General features: G+C 69.7%; 15 protein-coding genes. 6 read left to right on the plus strand and 9 right to left on the minus strand.

The features are described 5' to 3' along the window. Window positions 1-9: 9 nt before the first annotated feature. From AB0H50_RS20010 to AB0H50_RS20020, 3 genes are all read left to right on the plus strand, one after another. Window positions 10-930 carry a ferritin-like domain-containing protein gene (locus AB0H50_RS20010; protein WP_357455333.1) on the plus strand — a complete coding sequence of 307 codons (921 nt, stop codon included), beginning with the start codon at window positions 10-12 and terminating at the stop codon, window positions 928-930. A gap of 11 nt (window positions 931-941) precedes the next feature. Further along, complete coding sequence (locus AB0H50_RS20015; RefSeq protein WP_357454509.1) at window positions 942-2447, plus strand: NAD(P)/FAD-dependent oxidoreductase; 1506 nt, start codon at window positions 942-944, stop codon at window positions 2445-2447. Window positions 2448-2601: 154 nt separating this feature from the next. Continuing rightward, on the plus strand, window positions 2602-3363 hold the full coding sequence (locus AB0H50_RS20020) for a MerR family transcriptional regulator (RefSeq protein WP_357454511.1): 762 nt from the start codon (window positions 2602-2604) through the stop codon (window positions 3361-3363). Between the two features lie 6 nt (window positions 3364-3369). On the opposite strand, the gene AB0H50_RS20025 is transcribed toward AB0H50_RS20020, so the two are convergent. Both AB0H50_RS20025 and AB0H50_RS20030 read right to left on the minus strand, forming a co-directional pair. Then, window positions 3370-4281, minus strand: coding sequence for an ABC transporter permease (locus tag AB0H50_RS20025; RefSeq protein WP_357454513.1), 912 nt, complete (start codon window positions 4279-4281; stop codon window positions 3370-3372). Continuing rightward, window positions 4268-5548, minus strand: a complete 1281-nt coding sequence (locus tag AB0H50_RS20030; protein ID WP_357454516.1) for a glycosyltransferase — start codon at window positions 5546-5548, stop codon at window positions 4268-4270. The genes AB0H50_RS20025 and AB0H50_RS20030 overlap by 14 nt, the downstream gene beginning before the upstream one ends. A gap of 68 nt (window positions 5549-5616) precedes the next feature. Here AB0H50_RS20030 and AB0H50_RS20035 point away from each other — a divergent pair, with 68 nt between their 5' ends. The 3 genes from AB0H50_RS20035 (at window position 5617) to AB0H50_RS20045 (ending at window position 9666) form a co-directional block, all read left to right on the plus strand. Then, entirely contained in the window at window positions 5617-8226 is a 2610-nt protein-coding gene (locus tag AB0H50_RS20035; protein WP_357454519.1) for a cytochrome P450, read from the plus strand. A 135-nt stretch (window positions 8227-8361) separates the two neighbouring features. After that, on the plus strand, window positions 8362-9462 hold the full coding sequence (locus AB0H50_RS20040; protein WP_357454522.1) for a methyltransferase: 1101 nt from the start codon (window positions 8362-8364) through the stop codon (window positions 9460-9462). 30 nt (window positions 9463-9492) lie between these two features. Continuing rightward, window positions 9493-9666, plus strand: coding sequence for a hypothetical protein (locus AB0H50_RS20045; RefSeq protein WP_357454524.1), 174 nt, complete (start codon window positions 9493-9495; stop codon window positions 9664-9666). A gap of 3 nt (window positions 9667-9669) precedes the next feature. On the opposite strand, the gene AB0H50_RS20050 is transcribed toward AB0H50_RS20045, so the two are convergent. The 7 genes from AB0H50_RS20050 to AB0H50_RS20080 form a co-directional block, all read right to left on the minus strand. Beyond that, a complete protein-coding gene (locus tag AB0H50_RS20050; protein ID WP_357454527.1) occupies window positions 9670-10605 on the minus strand; it encodes a hypothetical protein in 936 nt (311 codons plus the stop codon). Window positions 10606-10678: 73 nt separating this feature from the next. Next, a complete protein-coding gene (locus AB0H50_RS20055; protein WP_357454530.1) occupies window positions 10679-11299 on the minus strand; it encodes a nitroreductase family protein in 621 nt (206 codons plus the stop codon). After that, window positions 11296-12282: a ScbA/BarX family gamma-butyrolactone biosynthesis protein gene (locus AB0H50_RS20060; RefSeq protein WP_357454533.1), complete on the minus strand. Its 987-nt coding sequence runs from the start codon at window positions 12280-12282 to the stop codon at window positions 11296-11298. Before AB0H50_RS20060 ends, AB0H50_RS20055 begins: the two co-directional genes overlap by 4 nt. Continuing rightward, window positions 12279-13202, minus strand: a complete 924-nt coding sequence (locus AB0H50_RS20065; RefSeq protein WP_357454536.1) for a nucleoside-diphosphate kinase — start codon at window positions 13200-13202, stop codon at window positions 12279-12281. Before AB0H50_RS20065 ends, AB0H50_RS20060 begins: the two co-directional genes overlap by 4 nt. A 5-nt stretch (window positions 13203-13207) precedes the next feature. Beyond that, window positions 13208-14299 carry an SDR family oxidoreductase gene (locus tag AB0H50_RS20070; protein WP_357454539.1) on the minus strand — a complete coding sequence of 364 codons (1092 nt, stop codon included), beginning with the start codon at window positions 14297-14299 and terminating at the stop codon, window positions 13208-13210. Beyond that, on the minus strand, window positions 14292-14555 hold the full coding sequence (locus tag AB0H50_RS20075) for an acyl carrier protein (RefSeq protein WP_357454542.1): 264 nt from the start codon (window positions 14553-14555) through the stop codon (window positions 14292-14294). Before AB0H50_RS20075 ends, AB0H50_RS20070 begins: the two co-directional genes overlap by 8 nt. Then, a complete protein-coding gene (locus tag AB0H50_RS20080) occupies window positions 14552-17977 on the minus strand; it encodes an AMP-binding protein (RefSeq protein ID WP_357454545.1) in 3426 nt (1141 codons plus the stop codon). Before AB0H50_RS20080 ends, AB0H50_RS20075 begins: the two co-directional genes overlap by 4 nt. Window positions 17978-17987 lie beyond the last annotated feature (10 nt).

Genomic DNA, 17987 nt, shown 5'->3' on the forward strand with positions numbered 1-17987 from the left:
ATGGCCGCCATCGCTATGGACTTCGAGGACATGCTCCGCAAGATCAAGGACCGCCAGTGGGCGCTGGCCGACATCGACTGGGACGCCCCAGGCGCGGAGACCATCACCCCCGAGCTGCACGCGCGCCTGAAGCCGTTCATGGCCGACCTCATGTGGATCGAGAACGTCGGCGCCCGCGGTTTCGCGGCCATGGCCAAGAAGGCGCCCACCGAAACCCTGCGCGAGATCTACCGCTACTTCCACGCCGAGGAACAGAAGCACGCCAATGCCGAGCTGGCGCTGATGCGCCGCTGGGGCATGCTGGACGGCGACGAGATCCCGCAGCCGAACGTGAACGTCAAGCTGGTCATCGACTTCCTGGACAAGTATTCCGACGACATGTCGCTGTCGTTCCTCGGCACGGTGATCCCGATGCTCGAGGTGGCGCTGGACGGCGCACTGGTCAAGTTCATCATGGACGAGATCGAGGACCCGGTCTGCCAGGAGGCGTTCAAGCGGATCAACGCGGATGAATCCCGGCACCTCGCGGTCGATTTCGCGGTGATGGATCTGCTCGGGCACGCCGAGATGCGCAAGCTGCTCATCGAGCTGATCGGCGGTTGGGTCAAGCCGACCTTCCTGATCGGTGTGCTGAGCTACGTGCCCCTGCTGAACAAGATGCGCGACAACATCGTCGCGATGGGCGTGGACGAGGAGAAGCTCTACACGGCGCTGAAGCGCTATCGCAATGTCGGCGAGCGCAGCGATTTCGCCCGCAGGCTGCCGATGTATCAGATCGTGAAGATGCACGGCGGCTGGGTGGTGAACCGAGACCACCCGTATCACCTGCTGGCCGACGCCCTGGTCAAGATCACCGCGCGGGTGCCGAAGCGGTTGCTGCGCAGAGATCCCAGCTGGGCCGAGGAAATCACCTACGAGCCCGCGGCATGAGGAACGACGTCATGACCACTACCCAGACGCTGGACGTCGCGGTGATCGGCGGCGGCTTCGCCGGCATCGGCGCCGCGATCCGGTTGAAACAGCACGGCATCGAGAACTTCGCCATCCTGGAACGCGGCACCGCGCTGGGCGGCACCTGGCGCGACAACACCTATCCCGGTGCGGCCTGCGACATTCCGTCGCGGCTCTACTCCTACAGCTTCGCGCCCAATCCGAACTGGTCGCAGACCTATTCGGGCAGCGCGGAGATCCTCGGCTACATCGAGGCGATGGCGGCACAGTATCGGCTCGGCCCGCACGTCCGATTCGGTTGCACCGTCAAGGGAATCGTGTTCGACGAGGACGCGGGCATATGGGACATCGCGGTCGAAGGCGCCGCGCCGGTGCGGGCGCGCACCGTGGTGCTCGCCTCCGGACCGCTCGCCAACGCGAGCTTCCCTGCCCTCCGCGGCATCGAGACCTACCAAGGGCACAAGATCCACAGTGCCCGTTGGGATCACGACTACGACTTCACCGGCAAGCGGGTCGCGGTGATCGGCACCGGGGCGAGCGCGGTGCAGATCATTCCCGAGCTGGTCGACAAGGCCGCCTCGGTCAAGGTGTTCCAGCGCACGCCGGGCTGGGTGCTGCCCCGGGTGAACCGGCGCACCAGCCCGCTCACCAAGAGCCTCTACCGGCACGTGCCAGGGGCGGAATCGCTGGCCAGGCGCGCCTGGTTCTACGGGCACGAGTCGGTGGCGCTCGGCGTCGTGTGGAACACCCCGCTGACCCGCGTGGTCGAGCTGGTCGGGCGGGCCCAGCTGCGCAGGCAGGTGCGCGATCCGTGGCTGCGCCGCCAGCTGACGCCGGACTTCCGCGCCGGGTGCAAGCGCCTGCTGATGACCGACGACTACTACCCGGCATTGCAGCGCGACAACTGCAAGCTGATCACCTGGCCGATCGCGCGCCTCGCGCCGAACGGTATCCGCACCGCGGAAGGCGTTGAACACCAGGCGGATTGCATCGTGTTCGCGACCGGGTTCGACGTGTCCAAGACCGGCACGCCGATCCCGATCACCGGCCGCGACGGCCGGGTGCTCGGCGAGGAGTGGTCGCGGGGCGCGTACGCGTACAAGAGCGTCGCCGTGTCGGGCTATCCGAATCTGTTCTTCACCTTCGGGCCGAATTCCGGCCCCGGCCACAATTCGGCGCTGGTGTACATGGAGGCGCAGATCGACTACCTGGTCGAGGCGATCGGCGCCATCCTGGACCGCGACCTGCGCATGCTCGACGTCCGCAGGGACCGCCAGGACCGGTACAACGCGGCGATCCAGCGCAGGCTCACGGCGACCACGTGGAACTCCGGCTGCCACAGCTGGTACCTGACCGACGACGGTTTCAACGCCACCATGTATCCCGGTTTCGCGACGCAGTACGTGCACCAGCTGCGCGATCTGCGGCTGGAGGACTATCACGTGGTGGCCGCCGACGCGGGCGCGCGGGCGGCCAGGATCGCGGCGGTCTCCTGACGGACGCTCCGTCCGACCGGCCGCGGCGACGCGGGCCCGGCGCGCGCCCTGCCGGTGCCGCCGGGCTCGTCTCGCTAAACTCGGTCTTTTCGACGATCAAGGTCGCGGCCGCCGGGATATCCGGCCCGCCGCGGCGGGCGAGGAGGTGAGCGCGGTGGCCGAGTACCGGATCGACGATCTGGCCCGCGCGGCGGGCACCACCACCCGCAATGTGCGCGCGTACCAGGAGCGCGGCCTGCTGCCGCCGCCGATCGGCAAGGACGGCAGGGCCAGCATCTACGGCGAGGCGCACCTGGACCGGCTGCGGCTGATCGACGCGCTGTTGCAGCGCGGCTTCACCACCGCGCACATCGCCGACTTCATCACCAGCTGGGAGACCGGCAAGGATCTCACCGAGGTGCTCGGCCTGCAACACGCGGTCACGGCCTCCTGGGCGAAGACCGAGACCTTCGAGGTGCCGCGCGAGCTGATCGACACGCTGCTCGGCAGCGAGGCCACCGATCTGGTCGACCGGCTGACCGAGATGAAGCTGGTCCGGGTCGAGGGCGACACCGTCGTGTTCACCGACACCCAGCTGCTGGCCTCCTTCGCCGAGCTGCACGAATACGGCCTGGAGCTGCGCACCCTGATCGAGATCTACGCCAAGGTCGCCGACCGGATCGACGACATCACCCACATCATGATCACCGCCGCCAAGCAGCACATCATCGACGAGCACGGTCCGGGCTGGCTGCCGCAGACCAGCGGCGAGATCGCCGATACCACAACGATGTTGAACAAGATGCGGGAGCTGGCCACCGCCTCGGTGCACGCCACGCTCGCGCGGTCGCTCGATGTGACGCTGCGCCGCGAACTCGGCGAGTATCTCGCCACCGCCGCCGAGCGGGAAGCCAAGCGCACCGGCAAACGCTCCTGACGCAGGTCATCGCCGCGCGTACAGCACTGCGGCGCAGCCGTATCCGATGACGGTGAGTCCGAGGCACCACAGTACCGCCGCGACGGCCTGCCCTGCTCCGCCGGTCGCCAGGAGACTTCGCACGGTGCCGATCACCGGTGTGGCGGGCTGATGCTCGGCGAACGGGCGCAGCCAGCCCGGCATGGTGTCGATCGGGACGAACGCGCTGCTGACGTAGGGAACGAACATGACGGCGTAGGTGAACCCGCCCGCGGCCTCCGGGCTCCTGGCCAGCACGCCGAGGGCGACGGCGATCCAGGTGACGGCGTGCACGAACAGCACGATGAGCCCGAACGCCGCCATCCAGTCGAACACGCCCGCGCCGGAACGGAATCCGAGCGTGAAGGCGATCGCGAGCACGATGCCTACGGCGGCGAGGTTACGGACGACGCCCTCCCCCACGTGCCCTGCCAGCAGCGCCTGCCGGAAGGCGGGCAGCGTGCGGAACCGCTGCACGGCGCCGGAGATCATGTCCGCCGATACCGCCGTCGCGGTGATGGAAGCACCGAAACCGGTGCACAGCAGGATGATTCCCGGCAGCACGTAATCCAGGTAGGGCATGCCGACCTGAATCGCGCCGCCGAAAACGTAGACGAACAACAGCATGATGAGGATCGGCAGCAGCAGCGAGACGATCAAGGTGTCTCGGCTGCGCAGGGTGCGGCGCGTCGCGCGCCGGAACATGACCGCGGAATCCGCGATCGCCTCCCCCAGCCGCCTCATCCGCGCCCGGCGAGCGCGCGCGTCGTCCCACCAGGGCTCGGCGGGCGGGTACCGAGGGCATTGGACGCGGTCGTCGCCGCCGAGGTCGGCATGGTGCGGGAGGGCCGGTTCGGCGCCACCGGCCGCCGCGACACGGTCGGGATCACGTCGCGGCACGCTCGACGATGTCGGCCGTCCGCTGGGTCGCGTCCGAGCTCGAATTCAGCTGCGCTGCCAAGTTTTTCGCCCGCTGCCCGGTCTCAGGGGCGAGCAGGGTCCGTACGCCTTCGGTCAGCCGCTCCGCGTCCAGCCGCTGGAACGGCAGGTGTGCGCCGACCCCGAGCCGTTCGACCTGACCGCCCCACATCGGCTGATCGAACGACACCGAGCAGACAAGTGTCGGCAGGGCCGCGCGCAGGCTTTCGAAGGTGGTGCCGATCCCGCCGTGGTGCACGGCCGCGACGCACAACGGGAAGACGATGTCGTGCGCGAGCGGTCCGACGACCCGCACGTTCGGGCCGGTCTCGGCGTTCGCGGCGTCCAGATCGCTCCATCCCGCGCTCACCAGCCCGCGCTTGCCGAGCCGTGCGCAGACCTGCTCCACGATGGCCAGCACCGCGTGCGTGTCCCTGATGGGCATGCTGCCGAATCCGAAGTACACGGGCGGCTCGCCCTCCGCGATCCAGGCCAGCACCTCGCCGTGGTCGGCGGCGAGCTCACCGACCGCCTCGCGGGCCGAGCGCTCGAGCGGCAGGAAGCCGACCAGCGGCCTGCGCTCGCCCCACTCCTCGGCCAGACCCGGCACCAGCGCGCGGTCGTAGATCTGAACCTCGGGCACGCCGCGGCGATCCAGCACGGCCGCCGGGCTCGCCACCGACCTGCGCAAGCCGAGTTCGCGGCGCAATTGGTCGAGGTAGCGCAGGAACACCACCCGCCGCAAGTTCTCGGCCAGCGTCCAGGTGGCGCGGTTGACCGCGGCGGGCGGACGCCAGTGCGGCGGCAGCGCGCCGGGGAACGGATACGCCCCGTTCTTCCGGCCGGGAAATCCGTGCATGGTCACCATCGGCACCCGCATCGCCTCGGCCACCGACGCGGCCCGATCCTCGGTGAGCAGCGTGGAGACGATGATGTCGGCGTCGCGGCAGACCTCGATCACCTCCCGGTTCATCCGCTCGGCGTAGTCGGCCATTTGCTTGCCGACCAGCTGCATCAAGCGGAAGCTGCTGCCCGCGGCCAGCGCGCGCTGCCCCTCGTCGGAGGCGTACAGCTGCTGCACGTCCGGACCGCACGGAATCGCGGTCAGCCCGGCGCGTGCGGTGAAATCGGCGAGATTGGGCGGAGCGCCGACGGTCACCTCGTGGCCGCGGCGGCGCAGTTCCACACCGAGTGCCACCGCGGGTTGCACGTCCCCGCGCGTGCCGGTCAGCGGTATCGCCACCCTCATGCCGTCGCCTCCAGCCGGTCGGCGCGATTCTCCCTCATCGGACCTCCTGCGTCCGTACGGTGGTGGCCATGCACGTCGCGTTGTTCACCGACTTCCATCCCGCCACTCTCGGCGGAATCCAGACATCGGTGAACGCCCTGCGGCGCGGTCTGGCACGTGCCGGTCACCGGGTCACGGTGTTCGCCGCACCCACGCCGGAATCTACCGAACCCGACCCCGACCTGGTGGTCCTTTCGGCACTCGCGGGCGTGCGGGTGAACGGATTCGCGATGGTGCTGCCGACGTCGGAGAACACTCGCCGCATCGACGCGGCCATCACCGCCCGCGGTCCGGTCGACGTCGTGCACCTGCACACCACCTACGGCGTCGCGGTCGCCGGGCTGCGCGCCGCACGCCGCCACGGGATTCCGGTCGTGCAGACGGTGCACAGCCGCGACGACGCGTTCATCCAGCACACGTCGCCGACGCCGTACCTGTCCGCGCTCGCCGTGCGGGTTCTGCACGGCCGCTTCGTTCCGCATCGGGAATCGTTGTCGCGCAACGACGAATCGCGCGCGGCGCGGCACGCCTGGCACACGATGGTGAACCACGCGCGCGCCGCCGACCGGGTGATCGTGCCGACCGAGCACTTCGCCGACCGGTTCCGCGCGCACGGGCTGGATCGCCCGATTCGGGTGATCTCCAACGGCATCGACGACGCACTGCTCGACGAGGCCCGCGCCGCCGCCGCGACCACGCACTCGGCGGACAGCGGCGAAACGAAAAAGGCCACAGCGACTTTCACCGGCACCGTCGCGGAAGACCCGGCGCCCCTGCGGGTGCTGTGGTGCGCGCGGTTGTCGCCGGAGAAGCGGCTGCTGGAAGCCATCGAGGCCGTGCGCCGGACGCCCGGCTGCACGCTGGACGTGTACGGCACCGGAGATCTGGAGGCCACGGCCGGCGCCGCGATCGAGGAGGGCGGGCTCACGGACCGCGTCCGGCTGCACGGCGGCGTGTCCCAGCTCGAGTGCCTCACCGCGATGGCGGCGCACGACGTACTGCTGTTCCCCTCCACGGGATTCGACACCCAAGGCATGGCGCTGCTGGAGGCCGTGGCGATGGGGCTGCCGGTGGTCTACTGCGATCCCGATCTCGCGGAGACGGTGCCTGCGGGCGGCGGTGTCCGGACATCCGATCCCTCGGTCGAATCGATCGCCGCGACACTGCGCGACCTAGCCGCCGACCCGGCGCGGCTGATCCCGATGCGAAAGGTGCTGAGCGAGTTCGCCGATACGGCTCGGCAGTCGCGGCTGACCGCTCGGGTCGTCGCCGAATACACCGAGCTGACGGGCGGTGCCGACCGCGCCTCGGCGCAGGCGGCCATTCCCACCGCCCCCGGTCGTCTCCCGCTGCTCGGTCACAGCCTCGCCGCGTTGCGCGGCGGGCTGCCGTTCGTCGCCCGGCTGGCCGAGATCGGGCCGATCGTGCGTATCTACCTCGGTCCGCGCCCCGCCTACGTCCTGACGACGCCCGAGCTGATCCGCGAGGTCGGCTTCGGCGAGGCCGGGTCGTTCCACCGCGAGGAGCTGCGGGACGCGACGCGCGAGGTGATCCGCGGCGCGTCGAACGTACTCAGCGGCACACCGCACGAGCTGCGCCGCCGCATGATCGCGCCCGCGCTGCGTCAGCGCAGGCTCGCCGAGTACACCGCCGTCGCCGCGGAGCTGGCCAACGCGTGGGCGGACGGACTCCCCGCCGATCGCGAGCTGAACCTGGTGGACGAGGCGCACCGGCTGGTGCTGGACATCATCTCGGCCACCCTGTTCACCGCCGACTTCGGCGCGTCGGCGAAACGTGAAGTGCGCGACAACATTCCCTGGCTGCTCGGCCAGGTGATCCAGCGGGCCGCGCTGCCGCCGCCGGTGCGACGGCTCCGGGTGATCGCGAATCGCCGCTTCGCCGCGAAGTCCGCCGCACTGCGGGCGCAGATCGGCGCGGTGGTCGCCGAATATCGCAGGGCAGACCGGGATTTCCACGACGTGCTCTCGGCCCTGGTCCGCCACACCGACGCGGAGACAGGCGCGCGCCTGTCCGACGAGGAGATCGTCGACGAGCTGATCCTGATGCTTGCTGCGGGCGTCGGCTCGACGGCTTCGATCATGGCCTGGGTCTGGCACGAGACCATGCGCAACCGCGACGTCGGCGACGAATTGCGCAGGGAGCTGGACGATTTCGTCGGCACGGCGCCGGTCCGGCCGGATCACGTGGTCGCGCTGCCGTATCTGCGGCTTGTGGTGCTGGAGACATTGCGGTTCTGGGGGCCGTGGGTGAGCACGCAGACCGCCGACGGGCCGGTGACCGTCGGCGGCGTCACCCTGCCCGACGGCGCGATGGTGGTGTACAGCCCGTACCTCGTGCACCACACCGAGCGCTACTACCCCGCGCCCGAAACCTTCGATCCGGATCGGTGGTTCGCCGGACGGGTCGAGGAGATCGACAAGAAGGCGATCCTGCCGTTCGGCGTGGGAGCGCGGCACTGTCCCGGCAACAACTTCGCCGTCATGACCGTCACCCTCGCCACCGCGGCGCTGTTCGCGCGCTGGCGGCCGACACCCGATCCGAAGTATCGGGTGCGGCCGACCACCCTCGATTTCGTGCCCTCGCCGTCCAAGCTGCCGGTGACGCTGCACCCCAGGTGAGCCGCGGACCCGGCCGGCGACATACCGGCGCTTCCCCGCTTCGCCCCCTGCATAATCCGCCGAACGGCCGGTCGAGGGACGTACGCTGCTCGGTGAGCGTGAGTGCCGACGACCGACCGATGGAACGGACCGCCTATGGCCTACGGACGAACCACGATGCCGCCCCTTCCCCTGCTGCACGCCGTCGAACGTTTTCGCGCCGCGCTGGCCGTGCTGTATCGAAGGATGGTTCCCGGCCACATCGCGCTGATGGAGATGATGACGTCCGGCTGGCTGACGCAGGCCATCGCGGCGGCCGCCGAACTCGGCATCGCCGACGAGCTCGCCCGCGGTCCGCGGCAGGGGTCGGAGCTGGCCGCCGCGGTGGGCGCCGACGAGGACGCGCTGCATCGGCTGTTGCGCCTGCTGATCAGCCACGGCATCTTCGCGCAGCGACGCGACGGCGCCTACCGGCTGACTCCGCAGGCGCGGGCACTGTGCCGGGACAACCCGGTCTCGCTGCGCGACGCGTTCCTGTTCTTCGGGTCCGCCCGGCATCGCGACCACTGGTCGCATCTCACCGACGCGGTGCGCACCGGGATGACGGTGCGCACCGGGGTGAACGGGATGCCGTTCTTCGACTACTTGCAGACCGACCGCGAACTCGGCGAGCTGTTCGACAACGCGATGACGAGCATCAACACGCTCGCCCTCGAACCACTCTTGGCGGCACACGATTTCACGCGCTACGACACCATCGTCGACGTCGGCGGCGGACGCGGCAGCCTGCTCGCCGAGATCCTGCGCCGCGCACCGCGATCCCGCGGCATCCTGTTCGACCTGCCCGAGGTGGTCGCCGACGCGGCGCCGGATCTGACCGAGCGCGGCGTGGCCGAACGCTGCACCGTCACGGCCGGATCGTTCTTCGAGTCCGTGCCCGAGGGCGGCGACGCCTATCTGCTCAAGCACATCATCCACGACTGGCCGGAACCGGACGCGGGCCGGATTCTGCGCGCGCTGCACACCGCCATGCGCCCAGACGCGCGGCTGCTGCTCGTCGAACTGGTGCTGCCCGAGCACAATCGGCCGCATCCCGGCAAGTACATCGATATCGAGATGCTGGTGAACGCCGGTGGCCGCGAACGCACCGCCTCGGAATACCGGGACCTGTTGGCGCGCTATGGTTTCACACTGCTGCGCGTCATCCCCACCGCGTCACCCGACAACATTCTCGAAGCATGCCCGATCGATCGGTAGCATTGTGGTAGTGATCCAGAGGGGGAAGCCTTGGCACACGACGAATCTCGCGATCGATCCGAAGACCCACGCGCGCACTGGCGGCATCTCCCGGCGGAGCCCACTCGGCACATCGAGGAGATCTACGTCGGCCCCGGTGCGTCCGACTACGACCTCCCGGCCGTCGACCCCGATCAGGACTTCATCCGGCGCTACGGCGGTTGACGCTCAGGTCGTGCAGACCACCGCCTGCGCGATGAGCGCTAGGTAGAGGCCGAACACGAAAGCGACGGCGGGCAGGACCGGATGCTCGGGCTCGTCCGAACGTAGGAACCGCCATTCTCCGTACGCCGGGATCAGCAAGAGCGCCAAGGGAATCCAGGCCACGACGGCATGCGCACCGCTGCGCTCCCACGGCTGCACCAGCACCAGGTCGACCGCCACCGCGAGGCCGGCGAACCCGAGGATCGCGACCACACAACCCATGACCCCCAGTCGATTCGAGTACAGGTGCTCCCCGGGACGCCGTTCCCGTGCGGTCTTGCGGGCGAACTCGAAATGCAGGAACGCGCCCGCGAACACCGCCACGACGGCGACCGCCTGCCAGCGGGCGGCGACCTCCCCGGTCTCGATCGCCGAGATCAGCACGTAACCGGCGATCAGAATCTGAATCGGATACGTGACAACGAGATTGAGCACGATGCCGGTGCGCACTGCGGTCGACCATCGCTCCACGGCCCACAGGAACAACCCGTACGCCAAGACCGCGGCGATCGCCACGCCGGAGACCGCCGCCAGGACGAGACTCGCGCCGACCGCGCCGACCGCGAGCACGCCCATAGCCGCGCGCAGCTCGCCCGCGCTCACCTCACCCGTGACCAGTGGCCGATCCGGATTGTGTACCCGGTCGTAGTCCAGATCCTTCTGTTCGTCGACCATCCGCAGGTACAGCAGCACGAGGGCGACGACCACGATGCGCGGCACAGTAGCCCCGCTCGGCCGCCACGGCGTCTCCGGTTGGGAGACCAGGGCGGCCGTTCCCTCCAAGGCCAGCACGAAGACGACGGCGTAGAGCAGGTAGTACGGTTTGTACATCACGGCGGTGAAGCGCGCGAGGCGCCGCACCGAATCGAGTGGACTCGGATCCCGCACCTCGCTGCTCATGCCTTCGCCTCGCTGGCGCTCGGCTCCGGCATGCGCGACGCGCGCTGGCACATGATTCGCTCACTGCCTTCGCTCATGCCCCACCCCACCGCTCCCACGCGGTGACCTCACTCGCCGGCAGCCTGCGCGGGGCCCGCTTCGGCAGGCCGGGCCGCAGGTGCGCGACCGGAAGCAGCGCGACCTGCGTGACCTCGTCGAAGGGAATCGCCAGCAGCTCGGCGACCTCGCGCTCGTAGGCCAGGTGCGCGGTGGTCATGGTGCCGCCGAGACCCCGATCGTGCAGTGCAAGGAGGAAATTCCAGACGGCCGGATAGATCGAGCCGTAGAAGCTGGCCAGGTGCAGCGCCGAACCGGTCGCGGGCGGGCGGCCCAGCGAGCACGCCAGCACCAGCGCGGGCACCTCGTGCATGCGCTCGGCCAGATACCGGCCGGACGCGAGGTCGCCGAGCTGGTCCGGCCGCGGGGTCCGGGCGGACAAGTACGCCGCGAACCCCTTGCGGTAGTACTCCGCGATCTGCTGCCGGATGCGCGGATCTTGGACGACGAGGAAGCGCCACGGCTGCCGGTTGGTGCCGCTCGGCGCGTGCACGGCGGTGTCGAGGCAGTCCAGCAGCTCGGCGCGGTCGACGGGACGGGTGAGGTCGAGCCGCCTGCGGAACGCGCGGGTCGTCCGCAGCAGTTCGGCGGCGTTCACCGTGGTCCGCCGATCGACTCGGAATCCAGAGCGTCCGCGTCGAATTCGAGGTCGAGCCGAGCGGCGACGGCGCCCGCCTGCCGGATCTCGCAGTGCACGACGGTGGTGTCGAGGCCGGGCTCGGTGATCTCGGCGACGCACTCGGCGGGCAGATCCAGTTCCACGAACCGGTCGAAGGTGCTTGCCAGACAGACCAATCGGGGCTGGGCACGCAGCACCATGCTCAGCGCGGTCTGCCTGCACGCCTCGATCAGCAGGCTGCCAGGCACATGGTCGAGCTGGTGATCGAACAGAAAAGGGTGGGACAGATCGAGGACGAGGGCGGCACGGGTGATGCGGCCGTCGGCCTCCGGGGGCGCGATCACGACGTTTCGCCGGTTCTCCCGGCCGACCACAGCTGCCTCGGCGCGCTCACCGAGAGCCGACGCGCCATGAAAGGCGCCGAGTCCCAGGCTTTCTCGGAATTGATCACGCAACGCCGCCCACTGTCTCGGCGTCGTCCAGGAAAAGGAACCGTCCACGGTGAGCATCGGCTCGCCGCCGGAGAAGATCTCCAGCACCATGTCCAGGCCCTGCAACACTTCGCCGCGGTGGTGCCTGCGCGGCACCCGCACCTGCATCACCAGATCCGCGGGGGCGATGCCGATCTCCCACGCCGGCGTGTCCGAGCCTGTGCCGTTGAAGGTCCGCACGATGAATGCCATATCCGCGGGAACGCCGCAGAACTCGTGGGTCACGGCGATGGCCGCCTGCCGCGCCGCTTCCATCACCACCAGCGGGTCGTGGCGCATGCCCAGCGATCCGGCGTGGTCGCCGTAATAGGCGTGCATGCGGGGTAGTTGCGCGCCGACCAGGAAGGCGTCGGGCCCGATGGCGTCCAGCGAAGTGACGAACACCTCCGAGACCGCGCAGCGGTGCGCCAGTTGCCTGGGGATGGTGCGGTTGTGCGTGGCGGTCTTTTCGACTGCCGCGTGTGTTGTCACGATCGGCCCTCCAACCATTCTCGCGCGGCCACCGGCGGCAGCGTCTGCGACCGCGTACCGACCCGCATCGGAAGCACATAGGACCCGAGCACCAGGACAGACCATGGATCCAGCTCCACGCCCGCAGCGCACGCCGAATACAGCAGCCGCGCGCCGTCCGCGTCTTCTGCTGGGCCCGGGTCGATTCCGGCGCGGCGCAGCGCGTCGAGGACGGAGCGCAGCGCGTCGCCCCGGTCGAAGCTGCGGACCGGGACCCGCGCGTACAGATCGGCGGCCAGCGCGCTGACTGCCGCCGTGCGGTCCACCCGCGCCGCCGCCTGCCCGAGCAGATCCGCGCGGGTGTCCTCGTCGAAATAGACGGCCAGTTCGCGCAGCACGTCGGCCGGGTCGTCGGGCGTGTGCACCAGGTTCAGCAGGAAGTTGTGCCTGCCGAGCAGGTAGCGGAGTTCGCCGGGCTTGCGTTTGCGCGGATCGGTGGCGCCCTTGGCCTCGGTGAGGCGGACCGGCACCGGTAGCGCGTCGTCGGCGCCGTGCACCACCAGCACCAGCACCTCCGAAATGTCGATCAGCAGGTCGGCCAGCCGCCTGCGCTCGGGCGAGGCGATGTTCCACGCGAAGTACCACAGCGCGCGCACCAAATGCCGGTTCACGCGCATCCGGTGCGCCGCGACGACGCGGAAACCGTTGGCGGGCAACCATTGCAGGGTCGGCTCGACGGCGCGCGCCACGATCGCGTCCGGCTTGAGCAGCAGCAGCGAGTGCTGCCTGGCGAAGCCGACGGGATCGATGCCGAGCCGTTCGAGCTGGTCGACGGCCTCCTGCACATACGTGTCGTCCGCGTAGGCGTCGATCTTGGCCGGGGTGGGCGTCAGCTCGGCGAGCAGCGCGTGCAGCGACGCGCCGCTCCGATCCAGTGGCATCGCCGTCATCGCGTCGCCCCGCCGAAACCGTTGGCGGCCAACACTTCGTCGATCGAGGGCAGCGGGACGCCGAGGTAGCCGGATTCCAGGCAGTAGTCGAGCAGCAGGCGCAGGTACTCCTTGCCGGTGGGCGGCGCGGGGCGTCCGAGCAGTATTTCCGCACGTGTGGCGTCGAAGTCGAGCCTGCGCACGAAGTAGCTGGTGTAGAGCGCACCGATCCGGCGGTAGTACTCGCGCTCGACCGGATCCAGATCCTCTTCGGCGAACGTCGATTCGGGCACGAAGGTCGCCACCTCGAAGGACGGGTACTCGGCCAGCACGTCGGACACCTCGCGCAGCGAGAGCGCGTCGCGACCGAGCGCGTGCAGGGTGCGGAGACTCGCCGAGTCGAAATCCAGTACGGCCGCGGCGATCACGTCGGCCACGTGGTCCACCGGCGCCAGCGCCAGCGTCGCGTCGTAGCGGCCGGGCAGGGTCCGCAGCTTGCCCTCGACCATCAGCTTCACGACGGTGTACAGGTTCTTGTACTCGCGGATCTCCCCGGTGGACACTGCGCCGGTGACGATGCCGGGCCGCACGATCGCCCACTGGAGTCCCTGCTCGCCCGCCGCGCGAACCGACTGTTCGGCGCGAAACTTGCTGCGCTCGTATCCGTTTCCGAACGACTGACCGACGTCGAGCTCGTCCTCGCCGACGGTTCCGCCGCGCATCCCGCACACGTACGCGGTGCTGACGTGCACCAGCGGCACGTCCCACTCCCGCGCCAGGGCGATCGCGTGTTCGGCGCCGCGCACGTTGAGCTCGTCGTAGTCGGCGGCGGGCGCGTCGAATGCCGTGGTGGCCGCGCAGTGCACGATCATGCCGACACGCTCGGCCAGGTCGGCGGCGTCGCGCGCCGACAGGCCGAAGCCGGGGCGGCGGATGTCGCCCGCGACGGGAGTGCCCGCCTCCAGGACCGTGCCGTCGTTGCGGACGATATCGGCGTTGCTGTGCAGCACCGCGGCGACCGGCCTGCTCGCGGCCGAGAGCCGGGCGACCACCTCGGCGCCGACCAGGCCGGTCGCGCCGGTGACCAGCACGGTCTCGCGCTCACCCATGATCGTTCCCCCGTGCTGCGCCCGCGACCAGCGCGATCACCTCGCCGACCCGGCGGACCCCCACGAGATCCTCGGGACGTTGCCTCGGTAGCTCGAAAGCCCGCTCCAGCACCACGGTCAGCTCCATCAACCGCAGCGAGTCGAAGCCGAGATCCTCCACGAGGCGGTGCTCGTCGGCGAGGTCGGCGGGCGGTTGCGGCGCCATGGTCTGGACGAGGCGGCGCACCCGGGCGCAGATGTCGACGGCGGCGGTCATGAGGGTTCGCTTTCCCGGAGATGGGGCTGGTGGCCACCGGTGGTGAGCAGGTCGCGTGCCTCGTCGAGAGGCAGGTCGGTGTTCAGGTAGGCGGCCAGGCGCAACCAGTCGTAGCCGATGGCCAAGGTGCGCCGCCACTGTTCGCGCGAGTCGAAGGATGCGGGGAAGACGAGCGCCGCGTCGGCGCCACCCGCCACCTCGCGCACCAATGCGACGAAATCGTCGAGGATCGCCAGTCCCGCCATCGTGTCGCCGCCGCGCAACAGCTCGGAGAACCGCACCCCGCGTGCGGCATCGAGCTGCGCCAGCACCTCCGCGCGCCGCCGTGTGCCGGGCGGCACCGAGCGCGCGACCGTGACGGCCGGAGCGACGTCGGCGGGCAGCGGATGAATACCGAAGGCGGACAGCAACACCCGCACCGCCATAGCGACCAGGCGGTGCGCGGCGATCTCGGCGACACCGCCCTGACCGTTCTTCACCGCGCCCGCCAGATCCTCCCTTGCGTTCTCCAGCACGATGTTCGACCACACCAGGTGCAGAGCGCATTCGGTGAAACGCCGTGCGGGCAGCGGTGCCAGGGTGACGATCGCGTCGTCCCTGGCCGCGCCGGTCAGCCCAAGCGCGGGTCGGTGCGCGCTCGGCACCGGTGTGTAGGGCGCGACGGGCTTGCACATGGCGAGCGCGGGTTCGATCGGGCCCGCGCCCCGCCATTGCAATCCGACAAGGCCGAGGCGCACGAATTCGGCCAGCTCCGTGGCGATGTCGCGTGGGGCACGGCCGAGCACGTCGCGCAGGGAATGCTTGAAGACCACCGATCGCCAGGCGCGGGCGGCGTCGTCGGAGAGCGCGAAGACGTCGCGGTCGTCGCGGACGACGTGCACTCGGCCGCCGATGGTCCACGTCGTCACGCCGGGGCGGCGGGCGAACAGGATGCGGTGCGGGTCGTCGGATCGTTCGATACCGAGATCGGTGACCAACTCCCAAAGTTGTTGCCAGGTAGTGTCTTCGGTGCGGCGGACGTGGCCGTTGGTCGACGGATCGCCGTAGACACCGTCGTCGGCGATCGGCCATGCGGCTGGATGGCTCAGTTCCCGGTAACGGTCGACGAAAGCGTGAGCGCCGATCCGGTCCAGTTGGCTTGGCAGCCATTTGGTTTCGAGGTAGGTCTCGCCACGGCGGGCGGCCCAGGCCTTCACTGCCTGCAACAGTCCGTCGCGGGCCCATTCGCTCGCCTCGTCGGACGCGCGCAGCGTACGCAGCGCCGCCGCGTAGCGCAGCGCGTGCACCGCGCGGGCGGTCCACCAGTCCGACATCCGAATTCGGAAGTCGTCGTGCGGAAGGAGCGCCCGCAGACTGTCGAGGTCCACCGCGCCGAGCCGGACCACCGTCGCGCGCAGGAAACGCTGGCAGCGGTTGAGCAGGTCCTCGTCCAGCGCGGCCGGATCGCCCGTGGCGGCCTGTTCGAGCTGGCGCCGCAGCTGTGCCACCGAGCGGGTGCGCACCTCGACGCGGCGACCGTCGACGAACAGGACCGTCGGCAAGGTCGGCAGGTTCTCCGCTCCGGGGACGACCGCGAGAAAATCCACGTCGGAGCCTTCGTTGCCGAAGCCCTCGGCCAGCGAGCCCTCGAAAAGCACCGCCGAATCATCGGGCAGTGCAATGCTTTCCAGCGCGGCGTGGAGCAGCTGCCGCACTCGCTCCACGGGCAGCGCGGGGGCGGGTTCAGCGGAACTCGCCGATGCCCCGGTGATAGATCCGGTGGTTCCGTCGGCCTCGTGGACCTCCGCCCCGGCGAGTCCGCCGTCCCGGAACAGCTGCCACAGGTGGCGGCGGCGCGGCTTTCCGCTGGAGGTGCGACGGATGATGCCGCGCGGGCCCGTGACGATGGTGATGGTGGCGGCCGGACCAAGCTCACCGCGAATCACTCTGCGCGCCTGGCTGATCCACTCACCGGACGGCGCTTCGGCGAACAACGCGATGCCGGGTGAGCCCAGCTCGGTGAGCGCTACGGCGGCCAGCTTGCCTTTGGTGATGCCGGTTTCCCGGGCGACGCGGGATTCGACGTCCTCCATGAACACCGAGCGCCCGCGCACCTTGAGGCTGGTGCCCATCCGACCCAGCACGAAAACCTCACCGTGATAGAGGAATCCGGCGTCGCCGGAGTAGAGCTCCCCGTCCCGGATCCTGGTTGCGCCGCCCTCGCCTTCCCCGGTGTAGCCCATGGCCACCGAATCACCGACGACCACCAACTCGCCTAACACCCCGTCGGGCAGCTCCCGCCCCGCCTCGTCCACGGCGCGTACGGTCGATTCCGGTGTCGAATAACCCAGGCCGGTGATCCAGCCCGCTCCCTCGACCCGATGGGCGTCGTCCAGCTTCCCCTCGGCCAGCACTCGAATGGGCTGGCCGAACCGCAGATTCGGCGTGTCGAGGCGCAGCGCGGTGATCGGCCGACGCCGGGCCGATGAGGTCACCATGAGCGTGGCCTCGGCCAGGCCGTAGGCGAGGGTGTAGGCATCCATCGAGAACCCGCGGGGACCCGTCAGCTCGGCGAACGATTGCAGATCGGCCACCTCCACCGGCTCGGAGCCGACGGCCAGGGTGCGCCAGCCGGACAGGTCCAGATCGGCGATCTCGTCCGCCCGGACCCGGTGCGCCACATAGCCCAACGCGAACGAGGGCGAGGGCGAGTGCTGAGCCGAGGCCATCGCACGCAGCCAGCGGGCCGGGTCGCGGACGAACTGGTCGGGGCGCATCAGGTAGAGGTCGCCCTGGTTCGTGACGGTCGTCAGGAACGCGCCGACCAGACCCATATCGTGGTAGAGCGGCAGCCACGACACCATGGCCTCGCCGGTGCGCCACTCGATGAGCCGGGAAATCATGGCGATGTTGTTCGCCAGGTTGTGCCAGCTGACGCGCACCCCGCGCGGCGTTCCGGTGGAACCCGAGGTGAACTGCAACAACGCGCAGTCGGCTGGTACGCCCAGTTCGCGCAGGCCGGGTGCCTGCGGCAGATTCGCGCCGATCACCAGCGGCTCGTCGGTCCGATCGGCCGCGACCGCCGCCCGGCGCACCAGGTCCTCGAATTCCGACGAGGTGACCACCAGCCGCGGCCTGGCGGCGGTGAGGATGGTGGCGATGTGCGCGATGATCTGGTCGAGATCGCCGAACATGGGCGGCGCGATCGGCGTGAACACACCGCCGCAGGCCCAGACCGCGTAAAAGGCGGCAGCGCAGGCGAATCCGGTGGGCGTGATCACGCAGGCGCCCTCGCCGCCCGCGAATCCGTGTTCGCGCATCAGTGCGGCGATGGACCACGACTGCTCGGCCAGCTCGTGGTAGCTGCGGAACTCCCAGCCGTCGGCCTCGTCGGCGAAATGGACCCCGGTCTCCCGCGCTGGCCGCAGGAGCCAATCTCGCACGGCCGCAACA

Source organism: Nocardia sp. NPDC050793, assembly GCF_040654065.1.
Taxonomy (GTDB): Bacteria; Actinomycetota; Actinomycetes; order Mycobacteriales; family Mycobacteriaceae; genus Nocardia.

What these genes read in the sequence shown, in the direction of transcription:
- AB0H50_RS20035 (WP_357454519.1), top strand. Translation starts at nt 5,617, where the DNA reads ATGCACGTCGCGTTGTTCACCGACTTCCATCCCGCCACTCTCGGCGGA.
- AB0H50_RS20040 (WP_357454522.1), top strand. Translation starts at nt 8,362, where the DNA reads ATGGCCTACGGACGAACCACGATGCCGCCCCTTCCCCTGCTGCACGCC.
- AB0H50_RS20070 (WP_357454539.1), bottom strand. Translation starts at nt 14,299, where the DNA reads ATGGGTGAGCGCGAGACCGTGCTGGTCACCGGCGCGACCGGCCTGGTC.
- AB0H50_RS20050 (WP_357454527.1), bottom strand. Translation starts at nt 10,605, where the DNA reads ATGAGCAGCGAGGTGCGGGATCCGAGTCCACTCGATTCGGTGCGGCGC.
- AB0H50_RS20065 (WP_357454536.1), bottom strand. Translation starts at nt 13,202, where the DNA reads ATGCCACTGGATCGGAGCGGCGCGTCGCTGCACGCGCTGCTCGCCGAG.
- AB0H50_RS20030 (WP_357454516.1), bottom strand. Translation starts at nt 5,548, where the DNA reads ATGAGGGTGGCGATACCGCTGACCGGCACGCGCGGGGACGTGCAACCC.
- AB0H50_RS20075 (WP_357454542.1), bottom strand. Translation starts at nt 14,555, where the DNA reads ATGACCGCCGCCGTCGACATCTGCGCCCGGGTGCGCCGCCTCGTCCAG.
- AB0H50_RS20015 (WP_357454509.1), top strand. Translation starts at nt 942, where the DNA reads ATGACCACTACCCAGACGCTGGACGTCGCGGTGATCGGCGGCGGCTTC.